A 21,146-nucleotide genomic window follows, 5' to 3' on the forward strand; every position below is an offset into this window, starting at 1 on the left:
TCAGAGGTCGTTGCCGGCGTAGGACTGGTTGAAGCTTTTGTTGGCCAGCGGGAAGTCGGGGACGATCGTGTCGGCCATCGCGACCGGCAGCGCGGGCCAGTTGAACCATGACGGATCGACGATCTTCGCGCGAGTGATCCGGTTGGCGGCGCCGGTTTCGACGCGGTGGACGGTGGTGCCGCGCCAGCCTTCGACGATGCCGATGCCGCTGCCGGGTGTGCGCGGCGCGGCCACGTCTTCGGCGTATTCGATTGGCCCGCTGTGTGATTCGATCAGATGGCAGGCCAGCTCGGTGGACGCGGCGAATTCCTCGCGCCGCACGGTGTATCGGGCCAGCACGTCACCGCCGGCGGCGTCGGTCTCGGTGACGGGCAATGCGGTGATGGGGTGTTCAAGCCGGGCGTCGGTGCGCATACCGCTGGCCCGAGCGACGTAGCCCAGGCAACCGAGCGCCTGAGCGTCGTCCCGCTGTAGGACGGCGGTCCCGGCGAATCGGTCGTACACCACGGAGTTGCGCAGGGTCAGCTCGGCAACCTCCGCGACGTCGGCCGCAATGGACCGCAGGTCGCCGACGTCGGGTAGCCCCCGCAGCGCGACCCCGCCGGGGCGGATGGCACCACGCAGCAGCCGGTGCCCGGTGACATTTTCGTTGAGCCGCAGCAGTTGTTCGCGGATGCGTTGAGCGTGGGCGTTGGCGAGCCCGAACCCGACGTCGTTGGCCAGCGCGCCCAGATCGGCGGCGTGGTTGTAGAGACGTTCGAGTTCGACCAGTAGCGCCCGCAACCGGTGCACCTCGTCGGGAAGCTCCATTCCGAGCGCGTCTTCGACGGCGAGGCAGTGGGCGAGCGCGTGCGCGGCGGAGGTGTCGCCGCTGACGCGCTCGGCAAGACCGACCGCGGCGCCGGCCGGCCGGCCCTCGAACAGCTTCTCGATGCCGCGGTGGACGAACCACAGTCGGGCCTTGAGCCGCAGCACGGTTTCGCCGGCGACGGAGAAACGGAAATGGCCGGGTTCGATCAACCCCGCGTGCACCGGACCCACCGGGATTTCGTACACGCCGGGACCCTCGACGGTGACGAACGGGAAGCGGCCGGCGCCATCGAACTTGGGGGCGGGCGACGCGTCACCGCGCATGGGATACCAGTCCTCGGGCCAGTGGGCGTGGCGCACCAGCCGGCGCGCCTTGGGGTGGCCCACGCACCGGATGCCGTACAGGTCCGCAATTTCGCGCTCGAACCGGCTGGCTGGAAAGGACAGGTAGGCCAGCGATCGGACCGTCGGGTCATCCTTAGGCACAACGCATTCGAGCTCGACGCGGCGATCGGGATATCCGGCGAGGAACAGGTAGACGACACGTAGAGCGGCACCGTCGTCGTGGGCGGCCACCAGGGCCAACCGAAACCCCTTGCCCAGCAGGTCTTCTGTCGTTTCGGCCAATCTGCCCTGAGACAGCCGGTGGCGCTGCCATTGCGGCTTCATAGCGGTCCCCCGACGCTGCTGGCCGCGGCGGTGAACAGGTCGGTCAGTGGACCGGCGGTGACACCGAGAACGATCGATGCGGCGATGCCGACGAGCAGGGCGGCCGCCACCGTTCGCGGGACGGCGATTTCGGGAGCGGGGCCGGGGCCGCCCAGCAGGATTCGGCCCGAGTTGCGGGCCAGCGCGGCGAAGGCAACCGCAACCAGCGCCATGCCGGTGGCGAGCACCCAGGTGAGCCGGGCGTCGGCCAGCGATCGGCCGATGGCCAGCTCACTGGCGAACATCGCGAACGGCGGCATGCCGAGCAGCACGATCACGCCGACGGCGAGCGACACACCGATGAGGCGGGAGCGTTGCAGCACGGCGCGGATGTCGGCTATCGCGGTCGAGTTGTGCGCGGCCTGCAGCTGTCCGCTAGCCAGGAAGAGGACCGTCTTGCCGATGCCGTGCGCCAGGACGTGCAGCAGCAGCGCGGCGATGGCCAGGGTGGTTCCGGCCGCGGCGGCGATCGCGATCAGGCCCATGTTCTCCATCGAGGAGTAGGCGAGCATGCGTTTGAGGTCCGTTGTCACCGTGAGCATCAGGGCGGCGACCAGCAGCGTCGCCAGCCCGAGCACCAGCAGGCCCGACCGCATGAAAGTGGGTCCGGTGGCCGTGCCGATGATCGGCTTGAGGCGGATCAGTACCGAGAAGGCCACCGACAGCAGCACCCCGCTCATCAGAGCAGACACCGGAGCCGGGGCCTGGCTGTGGGCGTCGGCCAACCAGGTGTGGAAGGGAACCAGCCCGGCCTTGGCGCCGTAGCCGACGAGCAGCAGCCCACCCGCAAGTCGAGCGATGCCCGGATCGAGCCCGCCCGCATGCGCCGCCAGCACATCGAGGTTGAGGGCCGCGCCGGCCGGCGCCCCGGCATGCTCGGCGGCGTAGTAAAGCAGCACCGTGCCCAGGAAGGCGATGGCGATGCCGACCGAGCAGATCACGACGTACTTCCACGTCGCCTCGAGCGCGCCGCGGGTGCGGCGGTGCCCGACCAAAAAGGCAGTGATCACGGTGGTCGCTTCGATCGCGATCCAGATCACGCCGATGTTGTTGGCGCACACTGCGACAACCATCGCGGACAGGAAGCCCGCCGTCAGCGCCCCGTATGCCCGGGCACCGCGCGTGTCCGTGTGGCCGTGCGCGATTTCGGCATCGAGGTACCCGATGCTCGCCCAGGTGGCCAGTGTGGCAACGATTCCGATGACGATCAACATCGTGACGGTGAGCGCGTCGAGCCGCAGCAGGCCGCCCAACGCGAACCGCGTTCCCGACCCGACCCGCAACGCGAGCGCCGCGCCACACGCGAGCACCGTGACCGCCGAGAGGACGATCAGCGTCGCTGTCGCCCGGCGCCATCCGGCAATCAGGACGGCGACCGAGGCGCCGACCGGGGTAAGGATCGCCGCAAGCAGTAAACCGGTCATCAGTCGTGCAACTCCTGCAACGCGTCCAGGTCCGCGCCGCCGAACGCGCGGGACAGCCGGCCCGTCAGTACGCCGATCACGATGACCGCGAACAACACGTCCAGCGAGGCGCCGAGCTCGACGATCAGCGGCACCCCGGCGGTGAGCAGAAACGCGGTGGCCGCGATCCCGTTGTCCAGCATGAGGAATCCCGCGGCCTGCGACACCGCATGCCGCCGCGTGACCATCACGAGCAGCGCGATGAGCACCACCGCGGTGGCGGCCGGGACGGCGGTGGTCGTGGCGGCCGGCTGCAGATTCACCAGGGGCCGGGTGGTGGCGAACGCGGTCAACGTCAGCGCGGCGGTGATGAGGAGCGACGTGGCGGTGTTCACCAACGGGGTGGCTTCCCTGCGCGATCGCGCTTCGGCACCGCCCGCGCGGGCCAGCAGCCGCGGCAGCACCGCAACCCGCAAGATCAGCACGGCCACACCGACACCGATGAGCGCACCGTCGCCGTCGTACAGCCCCCGCAGGACGGGAATGGCCGCCAGGGCGACCCCCTGCCATGCCAGCAGGCGGATGATGGCGACCAGGTCGCGGCGCCACACGATCAGCACGGCGGCCAGGAGCAGCCCGCCGGCGGCGAGGTCGACGAGTACCGAAAACGAGCCGTACGTCATGTCGGAACCACGAAGAAGTTGGCGGCGACGACCGCAAGCAACGCCAGCAGGAACGATCCGGCCAGCAACTCGGGCACCCGGAACAGCCGCAGCTTGGCGACGAACACCTCGACGGTGGCCAGCAGCCCCGCCAGCAACGCGACCTTGGCCGCCACGGCCGCGACACCGATGACGATGTCAACGACACCGGGCTGACCCCCCGCAATGCCCCACGGCGCGAACAGGTTTGCCAGCAGCGCCAAGAGCACGGTCAGCCGCATCCCGGCTGCCCACTCGACCAAAGCCAGCCGCGGACCGGCGTATTCGAGGACCATCGCCTCGTGAACCATCGTCAGCTCGAGATGGGTGGCCGGGTTGTCCACCGGCAGCCGTCCGGTCTCGGCGACGATCACGATCACCAGCGCGGAGAACGCCAGCACCGCCGCCAGCGACACCACTTGCCCGGGATGGGTGATCGTATGCGCCACCAGCGCACCGAGATTCGCCGATCCCGCTGGCATGGACAGCGCGAACACCGCCAGTAAAATGGTGGGTTCGACCAGCGCGGCGATGGTGATCTCGCGGCTGGCACCCATGCCCCCGAACGAGGTGCCGGTGTCGATGCCGGCCAGAGTCAGCGCGACGGTGCCCACGAACAGCAAACCGACCACGGCGAACAGGTCGGCGCTGGTATCCAGTGGCGATCCGGTGGCGACCAGCGGTGCGATGGCGGCGATCAGCAGTGTGGTTCCGGCGACGATCGCGGGTGCCGCCCCGAATACCACCGTGGTTCCGCGCGGCGTGATCTGTTGCTTGCCAAGCTGTTTGACGATGTCGCGCCATGGTTGCAGGATGCCGCCGCCGGCGCGGCCTTCCCAGCGCGCGCGTACCTGCCGGGTCAGCCCGACCACCAGCGGCGACCCGGCCACGACGCCGCCGATCTGGGCCGCGCCCGCGACATAGGCCAGGACATTCATCGGGCTACCACCAGCACGATCAGCACACCGAGCGCACCGTAGGCCAGATACAGGTGCACGCTGCCGGTGTGGGCGCGCCGCACCAGGCCCGCCGCGGCCCAAACCGCCCGGATCACCGGTGTGTAGCAGCGTTCCTCGATCGCGTCCGCGATTCTGGTGCGGTAGGTGATTTTGTCGGCCAGATACCGGGATTCGACGCTGTGGGTGACTTCGATGTCGGTGTCGGGTCGCAGGACGTCGTCGAAGATCCGTTGCAGCGGCTCGGCGAACGACGTGGCCGTGTATTGCATTCGCGCGGTGAGATCGTCGGCGCCACAGGCCCACAGCGGCAATGTGGCGGGCGCCGGCCGCCGGCTACGGCGCCAACGGGCCAGCGCGGCCGCGGTCAGCGTGGCCACCACGACGCCGACTGCGATCGCGCCGGGTGCGATCGAGCCCGGCACGCCCGGGAGGCGCACCATGGCGCCGAGGGTGGTGAATTCCATTGCCCGGGCCGCCGGCAGCGCGGCGACCGCCTGGCGCAGCGCTGGTGCCACCACGGCGGGCGCCACGGCCAGCATCAGGCAGGCGGCCGCCGCGATGGCCATACCGGCCAGCATGGTGCGCGGCGCCTCGCGTGCCTGGGCGGCCTGTTCGGAGCGCGGCCGCGCCAGAAACCCGATACCGAACGCCTTGACCATGGCCGCCACACCCAGCCCCGTGGTGAGCGCGACCGCGCCGACCGCGAGCGGCGTGGTCAATGCCAAGACGGCGGAATGCTCTCGCGCAGTGTGGATCAGCGACTGCACCAGCAGCCACTCGCTGACGAACCCGGCGCCCAGCGGCAGCCCGGACGCGCCGAGCGCGGCCACTCCGAAAAGGCTTGTCGTCACCGGCATCCGGCGGGCCAGGCCGCCCAGCCGGTCGAGGTCACGCAGCCCGGTGGCGGCCAATACCGACCCGGCGGCGAGGAACCCGAGGCTCTTGAATGCCGCGTGCGCGACGAGGTGCAGCATGGCAGCCGCCGCGGCGATCGTCGCCGGCCCGTTCGCGCCGGCGGCCGCGAACAGCGTGGCCGCTCCCAACGCCAGCGTGATCAATCCGAGGTTCTCGGTAGTCGAATACGCAAGTAGCCGTTTGAGATCCGTGGCCACCGACGCCTGCACCACGCCGTAGAGCGCCGACACCCCGCCGACGACCATCAAGGTCAGCCCCCACCACCGCGGCCCCGGGCCGAGCAGCTGCAAGTCGACGCGGCAAATGCCGTAAACCCCGAGGTTGACCATCGCCGCGCTCATCAGCGCCGAAACCGGACTCGGCGCCTCCGGGTGGGCGCGCGGCAACCACGCGTGCAGCGGCACCAGCCCGGCCTTCGAACCGAACCCCGCAAGCGTCAGCAGGAACACCGCGGTGCACGCGCCCTGCGGTATCCGGTGCAGGTCGGCGAACCGGTCCGCGCCCCCCGCCGCCGACAACATCAGCAGGCCGACCAGTATCGCCACGAACCCCAACTGGGTCATCACGGCATACACCAGGCCGGCCGAGCGAACCATCGGGCGGGTGTAATCGGTCAGCACCAGCACCAGCGACGCGACCGCCATCAACTCCCACACCAGCAGGAAGGTGGTGACCGACCCCGCGGCGGGCACCAGCAGCATCGCCGTGACGAACGCCGGCAGGACGGCCAGGGTGACGGGGCCCAGCCGCTCGCGTCGGGCGTATCCGATCGTGTACAGCCCGACCACCAGCGCGACCGCCCCGGTGATCGCCATGAAGAATCCGCCCAGCGGATCGAGCCTCAGCTCGACGCCCGCCAGCGGAAGCAACCATCCGATGCGGACGGCGCGCACCGGGCCGAACATTCCGAGCCCACCGGCCCATATCCCCGCCCCACCCAGCAGCGAGGTCAGCACGCCCGCGCTGACGTACCCAGAGTACTTGGCATGCAACAGGTTTGGTTCCGGCGCCACGCGGGCCGCCAAGGCAGCGGTCACCGGCCGGTCACCGACCGCAGGGCCGCGACGATTTGGCTCGGCGTCGGCGGGCATCCCGGGATTTCCAAGTCCACGCACACCGTCTCGCCGACTGAGCCGGCCACACCATAGGCGTCGCCGAACACCCCGCGATCGATGGCGCAGTCCCCGCAGGCGATCACCCGTCGGGGTCGCGGCGTGGCCTCGATCGTGGCGCGCAAGGGGCCGACCATGTTGTGTGTCACGACACCGGTCACCAGGAGCGCGTCGGCGTGCCGTGGGGAGGCCACCAGGCGGGCGCCGAACCGCTCGGCGTCATAGACCGGCCCGAAGGCGCCCGCGATCTCCACCTCGCACCCATTGCACGAACCCGCGTCGACGTGCCGAATCTGTAGCGAACCACGCACCCCGGCAGGCGGCTCGGTCGTCGCCTCCGGTGGCGGGGCTGCGGGTTCGGCGATCCGGCCGACGCGCAATACTTTGCTGATCCAGCCCATCGGCGCTACCCCGCACCGCCGGCGCGCAGGCCTTCCAACATCGCGACGCGGTCGCTCAGCACCCCGGTGAGCACCTTGCGTGCCACCGTGAGCAGTTCGGCGATGTCCGGGGAGGCGATCGAGTAGATCATCGTGTTGCCATCCCGCAGCGCCTCGACCACCCCGGCCCGGCGCAGAACGCCGAGCTGCTGGGACAGGTTCGATGCTTCGAGCCCGACCTCGGGCAGCAGTTCGGCGACCGACTTGTCACCAACCACCAGAAGCTCCAGGATCCTGATCCGCGCCGGGTGCCCCAGCGTCTTGAAGAACTCGGCCTTGAGCTTGTACAGCGGCTGCGTCACGCAAATCTCCTGAAGACTACAAGCATTCTATATTCGAACGATTGAAGAATTTATCATATGGTGATACAGGTCGTCACATCGAGCGGCCAGGCACTCGGGAGTCAGTCGCGTGCAGGCAACGCCGCTAAGAAGGACTCGACCGCGTCGCGGTACACCTGCGGCGCCTCGTCGTGAATCAGGTGGCCGGCTTGGGGGACATGCAAATACGTTGCAGCCGAGTTCATTTCGGCCATTTCCCGCATCTGCCCCGGCGCCGTTACCGAGTTGCCGGCCTCGATGAGCAGCGCCGGGGCACGCACGGCCCGCCACTGCTCCCAGTAGTGGCGCGTGCCCCATTCGGCGGCGATCTCGATCCACCGCGCGGTATGTCCGTGCAGGCGCCAGCCGGTGGCGGTGCGGTCGAAGGCCTCCAGGAAGTACCGTCCGGCAACGGCCCCGAACTCCTCGAATACCCGCTCTGCGGAACCGAATTCGACTGGCAGCGCGTGTAGCCACGGTTCCCATGGGCCGGTGGTGCGGCCCCGGAAGTCGGGGGCCATGTCTTCAAGCACCAGCGCGGAGACCAGTTCCGGACGCTCCGCGGCCAGACACCACGAGTGCAGCGCGCCCATCGAATGCCCGACCAGCGTGACCGGCGTTTCCAGGGTGCTCACCGCGTCGGCCAGGTCGGCCACGAAACGTTCGGTGCCGACCGGGTTCGGGTCGTCGACGCCGCGCCCCCGATGCCATAAGGCGTCGTAGGTGTACACCACGCCCAGCCGAGTCAGCCACGGGAGCTGCCGCGACCACGTGGTGCCCCGCCCCATCAGGCCGTGCACCAGCACCAACGGCTCGCCTTGGCCGCCGCGGCAAGTCAGCAGTTCACTGGGCATGTCACCATCCTGCGTGCCCCGCCCTGCAGATGGACAGGCCGGGCGAAGGGGTAGCCTAGCGGCATGCCGCCAGTGGTGAAGATCAACGCAATCGAAGTGCCCGCCGACGCCGGCCCGGAGCTGGAGAAGCGGTTCGCACACCGGGCACACGCGGTCGACAACCAGCCCGGCTTCCTCGGGTTTCAGCTGCTGCGCCCGATCAAGGGCGAGGACCGCTACTTCGTCGTGACGCAGTGGGAGTCCGAGGAGGCATTTCAGGCGTGGGCGCAGGGGCCCGCGATTGCTGCCCATGCGGGCGAGCGGGCCAACCCGGTGGCGACCGGGGCCTCGCTGCTGGAATTCGAGGTTGTGATGGACGTTGCCGGCAACAAGCAGGCTGGCTAGCGGGTACTCGGCCCGGCGCCGCGCGGTGGCGTTGAGTGCCGCCGCCGCACTGGTAGTCACGTTCGCGCCCGGTTGCGCCTCCTCCCCCTCACCGCAGGCGAACGCGGCCAATCCCGGTCGGCAGATCGACGTGCGGACGCCGCCCGGTATCCGGGCACAGCAGACGCTGGACATGCTCAACTCGGACTGGCCCATCGGCCCGGTCGGTGTGGGCACCCTGGCCGCGCCCGGCATGGTCAAATCGGTGGAGACCACCATGGAGTCGCTTTGGTGGGACCGGCCGTTCACCCTCAACGGCGTCGATCTGGGCGCCAGCGTGGCCACGTTGCACCTGACGTCCTCCTACGGTGCGCGACAAGACATCCGAATCCACACCGACGACGGCGGCTCGGTCGATCGGTTCGACCTCGACACGCAGGCACCAAAGATCGATTCGTGGCACGACATCGATGCGGTGTTGAGCAAGACCGGCGCCCGCTACTCCTACCAGGTCGCCAAGGTCGACAACGGGCGCTGCGATCCGGTGGCGGGTACCAACACCGGTGAATCTTTGCCGCTCGCATCGATTTTCAAGTTGTACGTGCTGCACGCCCTGGCGGGTGCCATCAAGGACGGAACGGTCTCCTGGGACGATCAGCTGACTGTCACCGACAAGAGCCGCGCGGTGGGCTCGTCCGGTTTGCAACTGCCTGCCGGAGCGCAGGTTTCGGTTCGGACGGCCGCCGAGAAGATGATCGCGACCAGCGACAACATGGCGACCGACCTGCTGATCGGAAAGCTGGGCACGCACGCCATCGAAGAAGCGCTCGCCACGGCGGGCCACCACGACCCGGCCAGTATGACGCCGTTCCCCACGATGTACGAGCTGTTCTCGGTCGGCTGGGGTAAGCCGGACTTGCGCACCCAATGGCAGCATGGGTCAGCACAAGTCCGCGCTCAGCTGTTGGAGCAGGCGAATTCGACTCCCTACGAACCTGATCCGGTCCGTGCCCACTCCCCGGCATCGTCCTACGGCGCGGAGTGGTACGGCAACGCCGAGGACATCTGCCGCATCCATGCGGCCCTGCAAGCCGACGCCGTCGGCAAGGCCGCACCGGTCAGACAGATCCTTTCAGCGGTCGCGGGCATCCAACTGGACCGCAACGTCTGGCCTTACATCGGCGCCAAAGCCGGTGGGCTGCCCGGTGATCTGACCTTCAGCTGGTACGCCGTCGACAAAACCCAGCAGCCGTACGTGGTCAGCTTCCAGCTCAACTGGCCGCGCGACCACGGGCCGACGGTCACCGGGTGGATGCTGCAGGTCGCCAAGCAGACCTTCGCGCTCATCGCACCGCGCTAGCGGTTGGCGGAGCGGCAGGGTATTCGTCCGATGGCTAAAGTGACGCAGACCACATACACGCGGGACTTTTGGCCCTTCCCGACGGGGCGGCGCCAGACGAAACTGCATAACCTGCCAGAGTCGGGGGTCCGGACGGAGGTAGCGCGGTTTTGTATGTGCAGATGGGCCTTCGGCGGCAATTGAGAGTGGCTGCGCCTCATGATCGCCGCGACCGCACCGGTCACGCATGCGGTGGCGCGCATCGAGCGGAGACTGGCGAATGACAGCGTTGACACCGCCGCGCGAGGTGATCCAAATCGATGACCGCGAGGCGATGGGATTGCTGGGCAGTATCGACCATGGTCGGGTGGTGTTCACCGAGAGGGCACTGCCCGCGATCCGACTGGTCAACCATCTCGTCGACGACGGGCGGATCATCGTGCGTACCCGCCTGGCAGCCAAGGTGTCCACCGTGGTGCGGTCGGGCGCCGACGCCGGTGTGGTGGTCGCCTACGAGGCCGACTGCCTCGATCCCCAGCGGCGGGCCGGCTGGACCGTGGCGGTCACCGGGTGGGCAACCACGATCACCGACCCCCAGCAACACGCACGCTACGAACGACTTTTACGCCCGTGGGTCAACATGACCATGGACACCATGATCGCGATCCAGCCGGAGATCATCACCGGCATCCGCATCGTCGACGACGCTGGCGGAGAATAGCCGCCTCGGTCGGTCCGGCCGCAGTCAGAGGCGTAGCGTCCAGCGGCCATTGCGAAAGTGCAGTCCGGTGCGACTCATCGGTGCAACGTCGATGCCCCAGAACGATTTCGGGGGTGAGTCGAGGCCGTGCAGGATCGCCGCCCGGATCACCGCGGGGTGCGTCACCGCGACGGCGGCCGACGCGCTCTCGGTCAACGAATTCAGCCATCCGGCCACCCGCCGCATCAGGTCGGTGATCGACTCGCCGCCGTGCGGCGCCCGGGTGGGATCGGTCAGCCAGACCCTCAGGTCGCCGGGGGGCACGTCCTGAAGCCCCTTCCCCCGCCATCGACCACAATTCAGGTCGGCCAGCAGCGGATCGGTTGCGGCATCCAATCCCAGCAGCTCCGCCGTTTGCCGGGCCCGTCGCTCGGGCCCGGTGAAATGTCGTGCGTCACGGCCTAATTGGGCGACGGCTTCGGCCTGCCGACGGCCCATGTCGTTGAGGGGTTCGTCGGCGGGGAAAAGCGCGGCCGCCATGGCATCGGTCATCGCGTGCGACACCAAGGTCAGCCGGACGACCTCCGTCACGCCGCGATGCTCGATGCCCGTCCACTCCCGGCGCGCTCCTGTCGCAGCCGCCCGGCGAGCGTCGCGAACACCACGCCGATGGTCGCCCACAACACCAGCTGGGTGGCCAGCGACAGCATCCGGAATTCGTAGAGGACGTCGGCGGGAAAGCCCGGATAGACGATCGCGCCCGACGCGTCGCGCAGCGGTCCGGGCGTCTCGTCGACGTTCGGCAGCAACATCATCACCACCGCAACCGCCGCGACGTATCCGCCCACCGCGAGCAGCCGGCCGTTCCACGCGCCGAACCGAGCCGTCAGCCCCCGCGCCAGCCACGCCGCGGCGGCGGCCAGCACCACTGACGCCAGCAGCATCACCAGATACCAGCCGGTGCGCGCCCCGATCGTGTCCGCCTGCCCCACCGCCGGTGGGTTCGGCGGATACTTCACGAACGGCACCAAATAGACCGCGACGAACGCGGCCGTCGCCAGCAGCAGCGAAAGCGCCCGCGCCCCAACATTTGTCGCACGCGCGGCGACGACGCAGAACAGCACTCCGAACAGCGCGCCCATCGCGAGGCCGAAGACGAGCACACCGAAGCCCAACCCGGCAGTGGACTGGACTCCGCGGCTGAACAACTCGGCGCCGTGCTCGTGCACGCCATGGGCGTTCTCGGCGTCGGCGCGGCCGTCCTCGAAAGCGATCGCGCGGCCGATCACCGGCTCGGCGCAGACGCGGGCGAAGGCGAACGCCAGCACCGCGCCGACTGCACCGGCCAGCAGGCCGCGTCCGATCAGACGCTTCTCCACGCGATCAGTGGCAGGGGAAGCCGAGCAGGTGCCGCGCGTCGTGCATGAACTCGTGCACGTGCGAATCGCTGCCGAAGAGCGACACCGCGCCCTGGTCGACGCCGACGAAGTAGAGCGCCAACAGCGCCAGGAAAGCGGTTGCCGCCAACCAGACCGCGGCACTTGCCGCCGACAGGTCAACCGATCGGGTGCGGCTGCCGGTCAGCTCGGGATTCGACACGATGGCACTCCTTCCGGGGATATACGCGTCCCCGTTGGTGATGACGGGCCATGGGTCTGACTATCGACAGTGGCGCGACCGTTCTGGACTTTCACCAGATTCCGTTGCCCGTCAGGACGAAGTCAGTGTAAACCGGGGGTCAATGCTGCGGCGGTGGGGCGCCGTAGCCCAGCTGGCTCGCCGTGTATTTCGCGGCCTCGGTGACCGGTGTGGCCTGAACCGCCGTGCCGTACGCGCAGATCTCGGTCCACACGTCACCGATCTCGGTCGTGTCGAAACGCATTGCGACAATCGCGTTGCCGCCGCGTTTACGCGCCTCGTCGATCAGCCGGCCCATCGCTTCGTTGCGGCTCTCGGCCAGGTTCTTGGTCATGCCGGCCAGCTCGCCGCCGAACATGGCCTTGAAGCCCGCACCCATCTGGGAGAACGCGTTGCGCGAGCGGACGGTCAACCCGAATACCTCGCCGCAGACGCGCTGAATCTCCCAGCCCGGAAGGTCGTTGGTGGTGACGATCAGCACAGGCGGACTCCTTAGCTGCGAAACGGGCGGTTAATCCCGTCAGAGATTAACCACCCGTTTGCTGCAGTGCTACGGCGTTTCAGGGGCCGCGTGCGCTCCGGCCTTCGCCAGGTCCGGCTCGGCCGGCGGCTTGCGGGCCCCGGTGAAGGTGAACACCGCGTCCTCGCCGGGGCTCTCGCCGTCCCAGTTGTCCACGTCGACCGTGACGATCTGCCCCGGCCCGACCTCCTCGAAGAGGATCTTCTCGGACAGCTGGTCCTCGATCTCGCGCTGGATGGTGCGCCGCAGCGGGCGGGCACCCAGCACCGGGTCGAAGCCACGCTTCGCCAGCAACGCCTTCGCCTTGTCGGTCAGCTCCATGGCCATGTCCTTGGCCTTGAGCTGCTTGCCGACGCGCTCGATCATCAGGTCGACCATCTGGATGATCTCGTCCTTGGTCAGCTGGTGGAAGACGATGATGTCGTCGATGCGGTTGAGGAACTCCGGGCGGAAGTGCTTCTTCAGCTCGTCGTTGACCTTCTGCTTCATCCGCTCGTAGTTGTTGTCGCCACCACTCTGGGTGAACCCGAGGCCGACCGGCTTCGAGATGTCGGACGTACCGAGGTTCGAGGTGAAGATCAGCACGGTGTTCTTGAAGTCCACCGTGCGTCCCTGGCCGTCGGTGAGGCGGCCGTCCTCGAGGACCTGCAACAGGCTGTTGTAGATCTCCTGGTGGGCCTTCTCGATCTCGTCGAACAGCACCACCGAGAACGGCTTGCGCCGCACCTTCTCGGTGAGCTGGCCGCCCTCTTCGTAGCCGACGTATCCCGGCGGGGCGCCGAACAGCCGCGACGCGGTGAACCGGTCGTGGAACTCGCCCATGTCGATCTGGATGAGCGCGTCGTCGTCGCCGAACAGGAAGTTGGCCAGCGCCTTGGACAGCTCGGTCTTACCGACACCGGACGGGCCGGCGAAGATGAACGATCCCGACGGCCGCTTGGGGTCCTTCAGGCCGGCGCGGGTGCGGCGGATCGCCTTGGAGACCGCCTTGACGGCATCCACCTGGCCGATGATCCGCTTGTGCAGCTCGTCCTCCATGCGCAGCAGGCGGGTGGTCTCCGCCTCGGTGAGCTTGAACACCGGGATGCCGGTCCAGTTGCCCAGCACCTCGGCGATCTCGTTGTCGTCCACCTCGGCAACCACATCGAGATCGCCTGAACGCCACTGCTTTTCACGCTCCGCGCGCTGGGCGACAAGGTTCTTTTCGCGGTCGCGCAGGCTGGCGGCCTTCTCGAAGTCCTGGGCGTCGATGGCCGATTCCTTCTCCCGGCGCGCGTCGGCGATCTTCTCGTCGAACTCGCGCAGGTCTGGCGGCGCGGTCATGCGGCGGATCCGCATCCGGGCGCCGGCCTCGTCGATCAGGTCGATCGCCTTGTCCGGCAGGAACCGGTCGTTGATGTAGCGGTCGGCCAGGGTGGCCGCGGCCACCAGCGCCGAGTCGGTGATGGACACCCGGTGGTGCGCCTCGTAGCGGTCGCGCAGACCCTTGAGGATCTCGATGGTGTGCTCCACCGTCGGTTCGCCCACCTGCACCGGCTGGAAGCGGCGCTCCAGGGCGGCGTCCTTCTCGATGTACTTGCGGTACTCGTCGAGCGTGGTGGCGCCGATGGTCTGCAGCTCACCGCGGGCCAGTTTGGGCTTGAGGATGCTGGCCGCGTCGATCGCGCCCTCGGCGGCACCGGCTCCGACCAGCGTGTGCAGCTCGTCGATGAACAGGATGATGTCGCCGCGGGTGTTGATCTCCTTGAGCACCTTCTTCAGGCGTTCCTCGAAGTCACCGCGGTAGCGCGAGCCCGCCACCAGCGAACCGAGGTCGAGCGTGTAGAGCTGCTTGTCCTTCAGCGTCTCCGGCACCTGACCGTGCACGATGGCCTGCGCCAGGCCCTCGACGACGGCGGTCTTGCCGACGCCGGGCTCGCCGATCAGCACCGGGTTGTTCTTGGTGCGCCGGCTCAGCACCTGCATCACCCGCTCGATTTCCTTCTCACGGCCGATGACCGGGTCGAGCTTGCCTTCCATCGCGGCGGCCGTCAGGTTGCGCCCGAACTGGTCGAGCACCAACGAGGTTGACGGGCTGCCCGATTCGCCGCCGCGGCCACCGGTTCCGGCCTCCGCGGCCTCCTTGCCCTGGTAGCCGCTCAGCAGCTGGATGACCTGCTGGCGCACCCGGGTCAGCTCGGCGCCCAGCTTCACCAACACCTGGGCGGCCACGCCCTCACCCTCGCGGATGAGACCCAGCAGGATGTGCTCGGTGCCGATGTAGTTGTGGCCGAGCTGGAGCGCCTCGCGGAGGCTCAGCTCGAGAACCTTCTTGGCGCGCGGCGTGAACGGGATATGTCCCGACGGCGCCTGCTGGCCCTGGCCGATGATCTCCTCGACCTGGCTGCGGACGCCCTCGAGGGAGATGCCCAGCGACTCCAGCGACTTGGCGGCGACGCCCTCGCCCTCGTGAATCAGGCCCAACAGGATGTGCTCGGTGCCGATGTAGTTGTGGTTGAGCATCCGGGCCTCTTCTTGCGCCAGGACGACGACCCTGCGGGCACGGTCGGTAAATCGTTCAAACATCGGTGGTTACCTGCTCTCCCTCACCATCGGTACTAGCCTCTCAGTGGCCCACCGGTCCCCGTTGGGGCCGGAATCGCATACCTGCCATCCACTGTAATGGTCGGCCTGCCAGGGGGCATAACCTTGCGGTTCCTTGCTCTTCAAGACCCGCAGGGCCGGTTTAGGGCGATTCCCCTGTGATTACAGCGCCGTAACTGAATCAACGTGGCGGAGTGGCAATTCGTTTCCTTACTCACCGGCGACATTTTTCGCGGCCAGCGAAACGACAAACCGGCGCCCAGGCCTGCCGCCCGGACGCCGGTTGAGAGGTTTGTCAGGTCGCCGCGTGGAACGCGTCGATTACGTCGGCCGGGATGCGGCCGCGCGTCGAGACGTTGTGACCGTTTCGGCGAGCCCACTCGCGGATCGCCGCGCTCTGTTCACGGTCGATCGCGCCGCGGCCGCGGCCGGAACCGGAACGCCCACGCCGGCGACCACCGACCCGACGGCCGGCTTCCACCCACTGCTTCAGGTCGCTGCGGAGTTTCGCGGCATTCTTGGACGAAAGGTCAATCTCATAGGTCACCCCGTCGAGCCCGAATTCGACAGTTTCGTCGGCTGCGCCCGCACCGTCGAAATCATCGACCAAGGTGACGGTCACTTTTTTCGCCATTAGCTTATCCTCGCATTTCGTCCTGAACAGTTGCCGAGCAGATTGGGTGAGCCTCCCCGGGTCATCAATCTGCCATAACAACGCAGCATACTCAATCCGGCCCCAAGCCGCACAGTTGCACTTTTCAAGTGGAGTGCGGCCGAACAATCGGGAACAAAACTGTCTCTCGAATTGACAGTCCGGTCAAAGACATCAACAACCGATCGATACCCATTCCCGTTCCGGTACACGGCGGCATCGCATACTCGAGGGCGGCGAGAAAGTCTTCGTCGAGCACCATCGCTTCGTCGTCGCCGGCCGCCGCGGCGCGGGCCTGCGCGGCGAATCTCTCCCGCTGCACGACGGGGTCGTTCAATTCGGAGTAGCCGGTGGCCAGTTCGACGCCGCGCACGTAGAGGTCCCACTTCTCGGTCACACCGGGGATGCTGCGGTGCTGGCGCGTCAAAGGCGTTGTCTCAACCGGGAAGTCCCGCACGAAGGTGGGCGCGGTCAACGTATCTCCCACCGTGTGCTCCCAGAGTTCCTCGACGAGCTTTCCGTGCCCGTAGCCGCGATCGCGGGGAATCTCGATTCCGAGCCGGTCCGCGATGGCCCAAAGCCGCTCAACCGACGTCTCGGGTGTGATCTCTTCGCCGAGTGCCGCCGACAGCGACGGGTACATTTGAATCGACGCCCATTCTCCGTCTATGTCGTAGACGCTCCCGTCGGGCAGCGGTAGTTGTCTGGTTCCGATCGCCTCATCGGCGACCTCTTGAATAAGCTCACGCGTGACGACTGCCGAATCGTCATAGGTTCCGTACGCCTGGTAGGTCTCCAGCATGGAGAATTCCGGAGAATGGGTGGAATCGGCGCCTTCGTTTCGGAAGACTCGATTTACTTCGAAGACCTTGTCAAAACCCCCGACGATGCAGCGCTTCAGGAACAGTTCCGGCGCGATCCGCAGGTACAGATCCATGTCGAGAGCATTGGAATGCGTGACGAACGGTCGCGCCGCCGCGCCCCCCGCCAGCGTCTGCAACATCGGCGTTTCGACTTCGAGAAACCCGCGCCGTTCGAGCGAGTTGCGTATGGCGCGCACCACGGCGATCCGCTGCCGCGCCACCGTCCGGGCCTGGGGCCGGACGATGAGGTCGACGTAGCGCTGCCGCACCCGCGCCTCTTCGCTCATCTCCTTATGGGCCACCGGCAGCGGTCGCAACGATTTCGCGGCCAGTTGCCATGAATCGGCCAGGACGGACAACTCGCCGCGGCGTGAGCTGATCACGTTGCCGTGCACGTAGACGATGTCGCCGAGGTCGACGTCGGCTTTCCACGCATCGAGCGCTTCGGGGCCCACCTTGTCGAGGCTGATCATCACCTGGAGGCTGGTGCCGTCACCCTCCTGAAGTGTCGCGAAGCACAATTTCCCGGAGTTGCGCGCAAACATCACCCGGCCCGCGACGCCGACGACGTCGTCGGTCGCGGTGTCGATCGGCAGGTCGGGATGGTCGGCGCGGACCTGCGCCAGGGTGTGGGTGCGTTCGATCGCGACCGGATACGGCTCACGGCCCTCCGCCAACAAGCGAGCGCGCTTGTCCCGGCGGATGCGGAACTGCTCGGGCAGGTCTGCTGGGTCGGCGTCACTCACGACGTGCCAGCTTAAATGACCGGTCTTCGAGCTTGCGTTGACGTGGTCTCAGCGCGCGGTTTTCAGCCGACCGCGCTGGGTGTCCCGGTTGCGCTCGAACACCAGGCGCAGTCCCTGCAGGGTGAGGTGTTGGTCGTAATGGCTGGCGGTGTGCAGCTCGGGCAGCAGCAGCGGTGCCGTGTGTCCCGTCGCGACCACCGCGACATCGTCTCCGGCAAAGCCCTCGACGTCCTCGCGAATGCGCCCGACCAGACCGTCGACCAGACCGGCGAAGCCGAATACCGCTCCGGCCTGCATGCATTCGACGGTGTTCTTGCCCACCACCGAACGCGGGCGGGACAGCTCCACCCGGCGCAGCGCGGCGGAGCGGGCCGCGGCGGCGTCCGAGGAGACCTGCACGCCCGGGGCGATCGCGCCGCCGAGAAATTCGCCCTTGGCCGAAACCACGTCCACGCAGATCGAGGAACCGAAGTCGATGACGATGGCGGCGCTTTGAAACCTGTGAAATGCAGCCAGGCAGTTGACGATTCGGTCGGCGCCGACTTCTTTTGGATTATCGACGAGCAGTGGGATGCCGGTGCGCACCCCCGGTTCGATCAACACGTGCGGCACCGACGGCCAGTACTGGTCAAGCATGATCCGCACTTCGTGCAGCACCGACGGGACGGTGGAGAGGGCGGCCGCGCCGGTGAGCCGCTCGGAGTCGTCGCCGATCAGGCCGTCGATGGTCAGGGCCAGCTCGTCCGCGGTCACCTCGGACTCGGTCCGGATCCGCCAGTGCTGCACGACCTTTGCGTGCTCCTTGGACCCGGAGATCAGCCCCACCACGGTGTGGGTGTTACGGACGTCGATGGCGAGCAGCACTGTTACCGCGCAACGATTCGGGGATCCAGCAGCTCGGCGGCGTCCGCGGGCACGAATGCCGGATCGTGGCCCAGGTCGATCGCCTTGTTGTCGGCGTCGACGAACACGATCCGCGGCTCATACGACCGCGCCTCGGCCTCTTCCATGGTCCCGTACGCGATCAGGATCACCAGGTCACCGGGGTGCACGAGATGGGCTGCGGCGCCATTGATTCCGATCACGCCGCTGCCCCGCTCCCCGGTGATCGCATAGGTCACCAGGCGGGCGCCGTTGTCGATGTCGACGATGGTCACCTGCTCGCCCTCGAGCAGGTCCGCAGCTTCCATCAGGTCGGCGTCGATGGTCACCGAGCCGACGTAGTGCAGGTCAGCCTGGGTGACGGTGGCGCGGTGGATCTTCGACTTGAGCATCGTCCGTAGCATCAATTCCTCCAAGATGATTCACGGGTGTCCCGATATCCGTCCGGCCCCACGGGTGCCGGCGAAGTTTCGATCTCGATCGAGATGTTGTCCAGCAGTCTGGTGCTGCCCAGCCGGACCGCGACGAGCAACCGGCCGATTCTGTTGGCCCCCAACGGGCCCAGGTCCGCGTCGCGCAACTCGAGGTAGTCGACCGTGAGCTCAGGCACCGCATCGAGCACCGCGCGCGCCGCGGCCAGCGCGGCCTGCGGCCCGGCGTCGGCGGCGTGCGCCGCCGCCGTGAGCGCCGCCGAGACCGCCACGGCCGCCTCGCGCTGCCCCGGGTCGAGGTAGCGGTTGCGCGACGACATGGCCAGCCCGTCGGCTTCGCGGACGGTGGGCACACCGACCACCGCGACGTCGAGGTTCAGGTCGGCGACCATCTGTCGAATCAGCACCAGTTGCTGATAGTCCTTCTCGCCGAAGAACACTCGGTCCGGGCGCACGATCTGCAGCAGCTTGCACACCACGGTCAACACGCCGGCGAAGTGGGTGGGTCGCGGACCGCCCTCTAGGTCGGCGGCCAGCGGACCGGGCTGCACGGTGGTGCGCAGACCGTCGGGATACATGGCCGCCGCCGTTGGGGCGAAAACAATTTCGACGCCTTCGCCGCGCAGCAGCGCCAGGTCGTCATCCAGGGTCCGCGGGTAGGCGTCCAGATCTTCCCCGGCACCGAACTGAAGCGGGTTGACAAAGATCGACACCGCCACCACCGAGCCGGGCACCCGCTTGGCGGCGCGCACCAGGGTGAGGTGACCGTCGTGCAGCGCGCCCATGGTCGGCACCAACATCACCCGGCGGCCGGTGTGGCGCAGGGCCCGGCTGACGTCACTGACGTCCTGCGGCCGCGAGTACACATTGAGGTCGCCGGCCTTGAAGGCGGGCGGCTTGCCTGGTCTCATCCCGCCAGGACCTCGACGACGTCGGCGGGGGCGTGGGCGCGCCGGGCGGTCCGCAGGGCGTTCACCCGGTACGCCTGCGCCAGTTCCGGGTCGGCCTGGTCCAGCGCGGCAAGGTGCCCGGCGACCGCGGCGGCGTCACCGCGCGCGACCGGACCGGTCAGCGCGGCCTGCCCGCGTTGCAGGGTGTTCTCCAGCGCCGCCCTGGCCAGCGGGCCGACGATGCGTTCGGCGATCCCGCCCGGCTGGTCGTCGACGGACTGCTGCCCGAGCAGTTCGCTGCCGCGCAGCGCGGCCCGCAACGCCTCGAGCGCGTCGGCGAGCACCGTCACCAGGTGGTTGCCCGCATGCGCCAGGGCGGCGTGGTAGAGCACGCGCGCTTCCTCACGCACGCAGAACGGTTCGCCACCCATCTCCAGGACGAGCGACTGACCGATCGCATAGCCCACGTCGTCGGCCGCGGTGATGCCGAAGCAGGTGTCGGGCAGCCTGCTGATGTCCTCATCGGAGCCGGTGAACGTCATCGCCGGGTGAATCGCGAGCGGTATGCAACCGTCCTGGGCCAGCGGCGCGAGAATGCCCACCCCGTTGGCGCCGGACGTGTGGACGACGATCGTGCCCGGCCGCACCGACGACGTCGCGGCCAGCCCGGACACCAGGCCGGCGAGCTCGCTGTCGGGAACGGCCAGCAAGAGCAGCTCGGCGCCGGCGGCCACGTCCGGCGGGGCCACCACCGGGGTATCGGGCAGCCAACGCTGCGCCCGCTGTCGCGACACGTGGGAGATGGCGCTGCACGCGACCACGACGTGGTCGGCGCGCTCCAGCGCGACCCCGAGCGCGGTGCCAACCCGGCCGGCGGAGATGACCCCCACCTTGAGCCTGGCCGGGCGCAAACCGTCGAACTGCACCATCGCAGACGACCTCACAGATTTCTTCGTTCGTTCCGGTCCCACGTGGTGGGTACCGTTCGGTCACTAAAACTGTAGTCGATTACCGGGCGGCACCCAATGTGAGGAAGCTCCCAGCTCAGCCGTCGCGGCGCCGGCGGCGGCCGCCCTCGGACGGCTGCACCTGCAACCGCGCCAACAGGTCGGCAACCGACTGGCCTCCGGTCGAGGGGCCCTCGCCCATCCCGTTCAAACCCTCCGCCTGCGGGTCCACGCCGCCGTGTCGGGGCGTGTGTTCCGGCGCGGGCGGCGGTGCCAGGCGCGGTGGTTGCTCGGCGGCGGGGGGTGGCGACTGTGGTGGCGGCCCGGAACGCCGGGCAGTAGCTGGACCGGCTCCGAATCGTCCGTGACA

General features: G+C 68.1%; 22 protein-coding genes and 1 pseudogene. 3 read left to right on the forward strand and 20 right to left on the reverse strand.

Annotated features, from left to right (window positions below):
- The 8 genes from A5750_RS18135 to A5750_RS18170 form a co-directional block, all read right to left on the reverse strand.
- Positions 1–1,479 (reverse strand): NADH-quinone oxidoreductase subunit C, encoded by a 1,479-nt coding sequence (locus A5750_RS18135; protein WP_067264658.1) that lies wholly within the window; start codon positions 1,477–1,479, stop codon positions 1–3.
- Positions 1,476–2,942 (reverse strand): proton-conducting transporter membrane subunit, encoded by a 1,467-nt coding sequence (locus A5750_RS18140; RefSeq protein WP_067264662.1) that lies wholly within the window; start codon positions 2,940–2,942, stop codon positions 1,476–1,478. Before A5750_RS18140 ends, A5750_RS18135 begins: the two co-directional genes overlap by 4 nt.
- On the reverse strand, positions 2,942–3,604 hold the full coding sequence (locus A5750_RS18145; RefSeq protein WP_067264670.1) for a hypothetical protein: 663 nt from the start codon (positions 3,602–3,604) through the stop codon (positions 2,942–2,944). The genes A5750_RS18140 and A5750_RS18145 overlap by 1 nt, the downstream gene beginning before the upstream one ends.
- A complete protein-coding gene (locus A5750_RS18150) occupies positions 3,601–4,551 on the reverse strand; it encodes a respiratory chain complex I subunit 1 family protein (protein WP_067264706.1) in 951 nt (316 codons plus the stop codon). Before A5750_RS18150 ends, A5750_RS18145 begins: the two co-directional genes overlap by 4 nt.
- Before the next feature lie 5 nt (positions 4,552–4,556).
- Positions 4,557–6,488 carry a proton-conducting transporter membrane subunit gene (locus A5750_RS18155; RefSeq protein ID WP_067264709.1) on the reverse strand — a complete coding sequence of 644 codons (1,932 nt, stop codon included), beginning with the start codon at positions 6,486–6,488 and terminating at the stop codon, positions 4,557–4,559.
- 41 nt (positions 6,489–6,529) lie between these two features.
- Complete coding sequence (locus A5750_RS18160) at positions 6,530–7,009, reverse strand: NADH-quinone oxidoreductase subunit B family protein (protein ID WP_067264673.1); 480 nt, start codon at positions 7,007–7,009, stop codon at positions 6,530–6,532.
- 5 nt (positions 7,010–7,014) lie between these two features.
- On the reverse strand, positions 7,015–7,350 hold the full coding sequence (locus A5750_RS18165) for a lsr2/espR transcriptional regulator (protein WP_066955470.1): 336 nt from the start codon (positions 7,348–7,350) through the stop codon (positions 7,015–7,017).
- Between the two features lie 101 nt (positions 7,351–7,451).
- Positions 7,452–8,222: an alpha/beta fold hydrolase gene (locus A5750_RS18170; protein ID WP_067264677.1), complete on the reverse strand. Its 771-nt coding sequence runs from the start codon at positions 8,220–8,222 to the stop codon at positions 7,452–7,454.
- A gap of 63 nt (positions 8,223–8,285) precedes the next feature.
- On the opposite strand from A5750_RS18170, the gene mhuD reads away from it, so the two are divergent.
- From mhuD to A5750_RS18185, 3 genes are all read left to right on the forward strand, one after another.
- Positions 8,286–8,606: a mycobilin-forming heme oxygenase MhuD gene (mhuD, locus tag A5750_RS18175; protein WP_066955475.1), complete on the forward strand. Its 321-nt coding sequence runs from the start codon at positions 8,286–8,288 to the stop codon at positions 8,604–8,606.
- Entirely contained in the window at positions 8,581–9,945 is a 1,365-nt protein-coding gene (locus tag A5750_RS18180; RefSeq protein WP_067264688.1) for a serine hydrolase, read from the forward strand. The genes mhuD and A5750_RS18180 overlap by 26 nt, the downstream gene beginning before the upstream one ends.
- Positions 9,946–10,204: 259 nt before the next feature.
- Positions 10,205–10,645 (forward strand): pyridoxamine 5'-phosphate oxidase family protein, encoded by a 441-nt coding sequence (locus A5750_RS18185; protein ID WP_067264690.1) that lies wholly within the window; start codon positions 10,205–10,207, stop codon positions 10,643–10,645.
- Positions 10,646–10,669: 24 nt separating this feature from the next.
- Here the strand turns inward: A5750_RS18185 and A5750_RS18190 are convergent, their stop codons facing one another.
- The 12 genes and pseudogenes from A5750_RS18190 to A5750_RS26400 all read right to left on the reverse strand — a co-directional run.
- Entirely contained in the window at positions 10,670–11,215 is a 546-nt protein-coding gene (locus A5750_RS18190) for a histidine phosphatase family protein (RefSeq protein ID WP_066955484.1), read from the reverse strand.
- Positions 11,212–12,003, reverse strand: a complete 792-nt coding sequence (locus tag A5750_RS18195) for a CbtA family protein (RefSeq protein WP_067264692.1) — start codon at positions 12,001–12,003, stop codon at positions 11,212–11,214. The genes A5750_RS18190 and A5750_RS18195 overlap by 4 nt, the downstream gene beginning before the upstream one ends.
- 4 nt (positions 12,004–12,007) lie before the next feature.
- A complete protein-coding gene (locus A5750_RS18200; RefSeq protein ID WP_066955490.1) occupies positions 12,008–12,223 on the reverse strand; it encodes a CbtB domain-containing protein in 216 nt (71 codons plus the stop codon).
- A gap of 139 nt (positions 12,224–12,362) precedes the next feature.
- Positions 12,363–12,743, reverse strand: coding sequence for a YbjQ family protein (locus A5750_RS18205; protein WP_066955493.1), 381 nt, complete (start codon positions 12,741–12,743; stop codon positions 12,363–12,365).
- A gap of 69 nt (positions 12,744–12,812) precedes the next feature.
- The gene (clpC1, locus tag A5750_RS18210) at positions 12,813–15,347 is read right to left on the reverse strand and encodes an ATP-dependent protease ATP-binding subunit ClpC (RefSeq protein WP_066955496.1); all 2,535 of its coding nucleotides are present in this window, start codon (positions 15,345–15,347) and stop codon (positions 12,813–12,815) included.
- Between the two features lie 313 nt (positions 15,348–15,660).
- Positions 15,661–15,999: a histone-like nucleoid-structuring protein Lsr2 gene (gene lsr2, locus A5750_RS18215; protein ID WP_066955505.1), complete on the reverse strand. Its 339-nt coding sequence runs from the start codon at positions 15,997–15,999 to the stop codon at positions 15,661–15,663.
- A gap of 124 nt (positions 16,000–16,123) precedes the next feature.
- Positions 16,124–17,626, reverse strand: a complete 1,503-nt coding sequence (lysS, locus tag A5750_RS18220; protein WP_066955508.1) for a lysine--tRNA ligase — start codon at positions 17,624–17,626, stop codon at positions 16,124–16,126.
- Between the two features lie 48 nt (positions 17,627–17,674).
- The gene (locus A5750_RS18225) at positions 17,675–18,490 is read right to left on the reverse strand and encodes a type III pantothenate kinase (RefSeq protein ID WP_066955511.1); all 816 of its coding nucleotides are present in this window, start codon (positions 18,488–18,490) and stop codon (positions 17,675–17,677) included.
- Positions 18,491–18,492: 2 nt separating this feature from the next.
- Positions 18,493–18,912: an aspartate 1-decarboxylase gene (gene panD / locus A5750_RS18230; RefSeq protein WP_066955514.1), complete on the reverse strand. Its 420-nt coding sequence runs from the start codon at positions 18,910–18,912 to the stop codon at positions 18,493–18,495.
- On the reverse strand, positions 18,912–19,850 hold the full coding sequence (gene panC, locus A5750_RS18235) for a pantoate--beta-alanine ligase (RefSeq protein WP_066955517.1): 939 nt from the start codon (positions 19,848–19,850) through the stop codon (positions 18,912–18,914). Before panC ends, panD begins: the two co-directional genes overlap by 1 nt.
- Complete coding sequence (locus A5750_RS18240; RefSeq protein WP_066955520.1) at positions 19,847–20,758, reverse strand: Rossmann-like and DUF2520 domain-containing protein; 912 nt, start codon at positions 20,756–20,758, stop codon at positions 19,847–19,849. Before A5750_RS18240 ends, panC begins: the two co-directional genes overlap by 4 nt.
- A 115-nt stretch (positions 20,759–20,873) precedes the next feature.
- Positions 20,874–21,146, reverse strand: a pseudogene (locus tag A5750_RS26400) (hypothetical protein); the annotation flags it as partial.

Origin of the sequence: Mycobacterium sp. 852002-51613_SCH5001154, assembly GCF_001667425.1 — a bacterium.
Taxonomy (GTDB): domain Bacteria; phylum Actinomycetota; class Actinomycetes; order Mycobacteriales; family Mycobacteriaceae; genus Mycobacterium.